General features: G+C 66.6%; 5 protein-coding genes. All 5 read left to right on the top strand.

Translation table 11 applies throughout. From position 1 onward, the window contains the following. On the top strand, window positions 1–2073 hold a 2073-nt coding region (infB, locus tag NA11_RS43495), incomplete at its 5' end, for a translation initiation factor IF-2 (protein WP_084655603.1). An 81-nt stretch (window positions 2074–2154) separates the two neighbouring features. Then, window positions 2155–2445, top strand: a complete 291-nt coding sequence (locus tag NA11_RS43490) for a DUF503 domain-containing protein (protein WP_069167978.1) — start codon at window positions 2155–2157, stop codon at window positions 2443–2445. 74 nt (window positions 2446–2519) lie between these two features. Continuing rightward, window positions 2520–2960: a 30S ribosome-binding factor RbfA gene (rbfA, locus tag NA11_RS43485; RefSeq protein WP_069167977.1), complete on the top strand. Its 441-nt coding sequence runs from the start codon at window positions 2520–2522 to the stop codon at window positions 2958–2960. A gap of 13 nt (window positions 2961–2973) precedes the next feature. Then, on the top strand, window positions 2974–3975 hold the full coding sequence (locus tag NA11_RS43480; protein WP_069167976.1) for a DHH family phosphoesterase: 1002 nt from the start codon (window positions 2974–2976) through the stop codon (window positions 3973–3975). Between the two features lie 683 nt (window positions 3976–4658). Beyond that, window positions 4659–5984, top strand: a complete 1326-nt coding sequence (locus tag NA11_RS43475) for an MATE family efflux transporter (RefSeq protein ID WP_069167975.1) — start codon at window positions 4659–4661, stop codon at window positions 5982–5984. The last annotated feature ends 196 nt before the right edge of the window (window positions 5985–6180 follow it).

Below are 6180 nucleotides of genomic sequence, written 5' to 3'. Positions count from 1 at the left end.
GGTGGCTACCGCGGTGGCGGCGCGCCCGGTGGTGGCGGCGGTGCCGGTGCAGGCACCGGTGCACCCGGTGCCGGTGGTGCCGCAGGTGGTTTCCGCGGTCGCCCCGGTGGCGGTGGCGGCGGTGGTCGTCCGGGTGGTCCCGGTGGCCGTGGTGGTGCGGCCGGTGCGTTCGGTCGCCCCGGTGGTGCCCCGCGTCGTGGCCGTAAGTCGAAGCGGGCGAAGCGCGCCGAGTACGAGAGCATGCAGGCGCCTGCCATCGGCGGCGTCCGGCTGCCTCGCGGCAACGGCGAGATCATCCGTCTCGCCCGCGGCGCCTCGCTGTCGGACTTCGCGGAGAAGATCGACGCGAACCCGGCCGCCTTGGTACAGGCCTTGTTCAACCTCGGCGAAATGGTCACCGCGACCCAGTCGGTGAACGACGAGACCCTCGAGCTGCTCGGCAGCGAGATGAACTACGTCGTGCACGTCGTCAGCCCCGAGGACGAAGACCGCGAGCTGCTGGAATCGTTCGACCTCACCTACGGCGAGGACGAGGGTGACGAGTCCGACCTGGAGATTCGTCCGCCGGTGGTGACCGTCATGGGTCACGTCGACCACGGTAAGACTCGACTGCTCGACACGATCCGTAAGGCGAACGTTCGTGAGGGCGAAGCAGGCGGCATCACCCAGCACATCGGCGCCTACCAGGTGCTGACCTCGCTGGAAGGTAGCGAGCGTCTGGTGACCTTCATCGACACCCCGGGTCACGAGGCCTTCACGGCCATGCGTGCTCGTGGTGCCAAGGCCACCGACCTCGCGATCCTGGTCGTTGCCGCCGACGACGGCGTCATGCCGCAGACGGTGGAAGCGATCAACCATGCCCAGGCGGCCGATGTGCCGATCGTGGTCGCGGTCAACAAGATCGACAAGGAAGGCGCGAACCCGGACAAGATCCGGCAGCAGCTGACCGAGTACGGGCTGGTGGCCGAGGAGTATGGCGGCGACACCATGTTCGTCGACATCTCAGCCAAGCAGGGCACCAATATCGATGCACTGCTCGAGGCCGTCCTGCTCACCGCGGACGCGGCACTGGACCTGCGGGCCAACCCGGACATGGACGCGCAGGGTGTCGCCATCGAGGCGCACCTCGACCGCGGCCGTGGCCCGGTGGCGACCGTGCTCATCCAGCGCGGCACGCTGCGCGTCGGCGACTCGATCGTGGCGGGCGACGCCTACGGCCGCGTCCGGCGCATGGTCGACGAACACGGCGAGGATGTCATCGCGGCGCTGCCGTCGCGGCCGGTCCAGGTCATCGGCTTCACGTCGGTGCCAGGCGCCGGTGACAACCTGCTCGTCGTCGACGAGGACCGGATCGCTCGCCAGATCGCCGACCGCCGCAATGCGCGCAAGCGCAACGCACTGGCCGCGCGCAGCCGCAAGCGGATCAGCCTGGAAGATCTGGATGCCGCACTGAAGGAGACTTCGGAGCTCAACCTGATCCTCAAGGGCGACAACTCCGGTACCGTCGAGGCCCTCGAAGAGGCCCTGCTCGGCATCGAGATCGACGACGAGGTGCGCCTGCGGGTCATCGACCGCGGTGTCGGTGGTGTCACCGAGACCAACGTCAACCTGGCGTCGGCGTCGAACGCGATCATCATCGGGTTCAACGTCCGTGCCGAAGGCAAGGCGACCGAGCTGGCCAACCGCGAAGGCGTGGACATCCGGTACTACTCGGTGATCTACCAGGCCATCGACGAGATCGAGAAGGCCCTCAAGGGCATGCTCAAGCCGATCTACGAAGAGGTCGAGCTCGGCCGCGCCGAGATCCGCGCGATCTTCCGTTCGTCGAAGGTCGGCAACATCGCCGGTTGCATGGTCACCTCGGGTTCGGTCAAGCGCAACGCCAAGGCGCGCTTGCTCCGCGACAACGTGGTGGTCGCCGAGACGGTCACGATCTCTTCCTTGAAGCGCGAGAAGGACGACGTCACCGAGGTCCGTGAGGGCTTCGAATGCGGTTTGACGTTGACCTACAACGACATCAAGGAAGGCGACATCATCGAGGCCTACGAGCTGCGCGAGAAGCCGCGCGACTGAGTTCGCGACCGCGCGTCACGCCAGGCGAATCGCCCGGCGTGACGCGCGTCACGGCTTGCGGTGTCGAGGGAGGGGTTGTAGGTGTACTTGGGTGCGCTGGAGTTCGATCTCCTGCTCGGCGATGTGCACTCGCTGAAAGAGAAACGCTCCGTGATCCGGCCGATCCTGGCCGAATTGCAGCGTTTCGGCGTCAGTGCCGCCGAAGGTGGAGAGCAAGACCGCTATCGCCGTTCACTGGTGGGTGTCGCCCTGGTCAGTTCGGGTATGGACCATCTGACACAGGTACTCGACCGTTGTGAGCGGCACGTCGCGGCACGTCCGGAGTTACAGTTGCTGGCAGTGCGCCGCAGGATCTTCGGACCCGAAGATTGATTGCGGTGGAGAGGACAGCCCGAGATCGGGCCCGTCGTTTCCGCCGCCGTTGAACAGAGAGTGAGGGTTCAGCCATGGTGGATCAAGCCAGGGCACGCCGACTCGCCAAGCGGATTTCCTCGATCGTGGCCACCGCGATCGAATACGAGATCAAAGATCCGCGTCTTGGTTTCGTGACCATCACCGATGCCAAGGTCACCGGGGATCTACGCGACGCAACGGTGTACTACACGGTGCTAGGCGAAACGCTCGACACCGAGCCGGACTACGAAGGTGCGGCGCTCGGCCTGGAAAAGGCCAAGGGGGTGCTGCGCTCGAAGGTGGGTGCGGGCACCGGCGTGAAGTTCACGCCGACCCTGGCGTTCGTGCTCGACAAGGTGCCCGACGTCGCACGGGATATGGAAGAACTGCTGGCCAAGGCGAGGGCCGCGGACGAAGCGGTAGCGAAGGTGGCGGCCAACGCCAGGCATGCCGGCGATTCCGACCCGTACAAGGTCGAGCGCGACGACGAGTGACATGCGGTAGACGATGACGACGATGCGGGACGCGGTCGACCTCGACGGTGCAGTCGAGGCGTTGAAGGCGGCCCGCTCGGTCACCATCGTCTGCCACGTGCAACCGGACGCCGACACGGTCGGCAGTGGTCTCGCGCTGGCGCTGGTCATGCACCGGCGCGGGATTCCGGTGTGGGTGTCGTTCGCCGAACCCGCCGAACTACCCGAGTCGATGCGGTCGCTGCCGGGTGCGCAGCATCTGGTTGCACCCGCCGACGTGCCCGCCGAGGTCGATCTGCTGATCGCCGTCGATTGCGGGAGCGCGGGGCGGCTCGGGGCGCTCGTCGATCGGATATCCGGTGCCGCAACGACTTTGGTGCTCGATCACCATCGATCGAATACCCGGTTCGGTGATATCAACGTCATCGACGCGGAAGCCGAGTCGACGACGAGTCTCATCGTGCGGGTGCTCGATGCGTGGGGTGTGCCGATCGATGCCGAAGTGGCGCACTGTCTTTACGCCGGACTGGTGACCGACACCGGGTCATTTCGCTGGGTGCGGCCCGGCACACACGTGTTGGCCGAGCGGTTGCTCGCCACCGGCATCGACAGCGGCGAGATCGCCCGAACCCTTTTGGACACACACCCTTTCGGATGGTTGACGATGCTGTCGCGAGTGCTCGCCACCGCGCGGATCGAACCAGACGTCCGGGGTGGAATCGGGCTGGTGTACGCGTTCGTGCGGCGCGCCGACACCCTCGACGTGAGCTCCGAGGAAGCCGAGAGCGTCATCGATATCGTGCGCACCACCTCGGAAGCGGGAATTGCCGCAGTATTCAAGGAATCTCGCACCGTCACCGATCGATGGACGGTGTCGCTACGGTCGCGAGACAGTCACCCTGGAGCGCAGGACGGGGTGGATGTAGCCGCGATCGCGAGTGCACTCGGTGGTGGTGGGCACCGGTTCGCCGCGGGGTACACGGCATATGGCGGTCCCGAGGATTTGGTCGCTGGGTTGCTGGCTGCACTCGAGTGAAGGTTCGGCTCGGCGGTGTCCTCGATGAGCGGGTCCGGGGTGATAGCGGTGTGCGACGGAAACCGTTTGGGCAGGTCGCTTCCGGTCGAATTGTCGGTGCCTCATGGCAGGGTCTGACTGAGCAGATTCGCAGGCGGCGGTGAAGGCGAGGTTTCGTGGGCGCGAGGGGTTCTGGCGACGCAGGACGTTCCCGTGGTGTGGGGGTTTCTGGTGATGCTGTCGCTGCCGATCACGCCAAGACCGCTGATGGTGTGGGGAACTCAGGAGATGTATCGGTCTCCGGCGGTCCGGGGAGGGCCGAGGATGGCGAGTACGCGGACGCGGCGCGGGGAGGTGTCGTGAGTGCGAGGGGTGCTGGTGCGGAGGGGGTTTCGGGTGCAGGCGTCGGTTCCGGCGAAGGACGGGTCGGGGTTGCAGGGGCGAGTGTGGACTTCGTGAGTGCGACGGGTGCGGGAGTGTCGGGTGCGGGGGATGGTTCCGGCGAGGGAGGGGTCGCTGGTGCTGGTGCGCGGGGAGATGTCGTGAGTGCGAGGGGTGCTGGTGCGGAGGGGGTTTCGGGTGCAGGCGACGGTTCCGGCGAAGGAAGGGTCGCGGGTACTGCGGCCGGGGTGGACTTCGTGGGTGCGACGGGTGCGGGAGTGTCGGGAGTGAGGGATGGTTCCGGTGAGGGAGCGGGTCCGCCTGTGGCGGTGAGTGCGGGGCCGGGGCGGATACTGGGGTTGGCGTTGCCGACGTTGGGGGTGTTGGTTGCCGAGCCGGTTTATCTGCTGTTCGATCTTGCTGTGGTCGGCAGGCTTGGGGCGTTGGCGCTGGCTGGGTTGGCTGTTGGGGGATTGATTCTGGCGCAGGCTAGTACGCAGTTGACGTTTCTGTCGTATGGCACGACGGCGCGGGCCGCGCGCAGGCACGGGGCGGGCGACGAGACGGGGGCGGTCGCCGAAGGGGTGCAGGCGACGTGGTTGGCGATCGGGGTCGGTGCGTTGATTCTCGTGCTGGTTCAGGGTTTTGCTGCGCCGCTGACCAGTGTGATCGCGGGCGGTGGGGATATCGCGGCGGAGGCGTTGGCCTGGGTGCGGGTCGCGTTGTTCGGGGTGCCGTTGATCCTGATCTCGATGGCGGGCAACGGGTGGCTGCGCGGGATCCAGGAGACGCGCCGACCGCTCATCTATGTTGTTGCGGGGCTGGTTGTTTCGGGTGTGCTGTGTCCGGTGCTGGTGCACGGGCTATTCGGGGCGCCGCGGATGGAGTTGCCCGGGTCGGCCGTCGCGAATGTGGCCGGGCAGCTGGTGATGGCCGGACTGTTCCTGTATGCCCTTGTTCGACAGCGTGTTTCGCTCGCGCCGCACTGGTCGGTGATGCGTGCGCAACTCGTGCTCGGTCGCGACCTGATCGTGCGCAGCCTTGCCTTCCAAGCCTGCTTCGTCTCGGCCGCCGCCGTCGCCTCCCGATTCGGGGCCGCCTCGGTCGCCGCCCACCAACTCGTCCTCCAACTCTGGAATTTCCTTGCGCTGGCCTTGGATTCGCTCGCGATCGCAGCGCAGACATTGGTTGGCGCGGCGCTCGGTGCCGGTGACGCGTTCGGTGCGCGGCGCCTGGCCCGCCGCGTCACCGAATGGTCCGAGATCTTCTCCCTCGGGCTCGCCGCATGCTTCGCCGTCGGTGCGGGCCTCATCCCGCGACTGTTCACCGACGATCCTGACGTACTGGATCGCACCCACGTGACCTGGTGGTTCTTCGTCTGCCTCATTCCGGTGGCCGGCATCGTCTTCGCCCTCGACGGCGTCCTACTCGGCGCCGGAGACGCCGCCTACCTGCGCACCACCACCCTCGGCGCAGCGCTCCTCGGATTCCTCCCGGCAATCTGGCTCGCCCTCGTCTTCGACTGGGGCATCGCCGGAATCTGGTCCGGGCTGGTCGCTTTCATGCTGCTGCGCCTGGTAGCCGTGTCATGGCGCGCCTCAACAGGCCGCTGGGCCCAGGTCGGCGCCGAGATACCAACGAAGGTGTAGACCCTTCTGCGAAACCGCACTCTCCTGGCCGCCCAGACCCAGTGCCGATCCACAGAACGAGTGCAGTTTCGAGTCGTGATCGTCAACCCTCGAACCCACACACCTTTGTTTCCCGCACACGAGGCCGCTGCGCCCCTGAGGGCTTCGTAAAGCCCCAAATCTGCACCCACTCTGTGGATCCGCGCGGGTTCTGGAG

It is taken from the genome of Nocardia altamirensis NBRC 108246 (genome assembly GCF_001612685.1).
Taxonomy (GTDB): Bacteria; Actinomycetota; Actinomycetes; order Mycobacteriales; family Mycobacteriaceae; genus Nocardia; species Nocardia altamirensis.
This window is presented reverse-complemented; position numbering and strand designations above follow the sequence as displayed.

Coding starts and splice junctions, on each gene's coding strand:
- rbfA (WP_069167977.1), top strand. CDS start 2,520: ATGGTGGATCAAGCCAGGGCACGCCGACTCGCCAAGCGGATTTCCTCG.
- NA11_RS43480 (WP_069167976.1), top strand. CDS start 2,974: ATGACGACGATGCGGGACGCGGTCGACCTCGACGGTGCAGTCGAGGCG.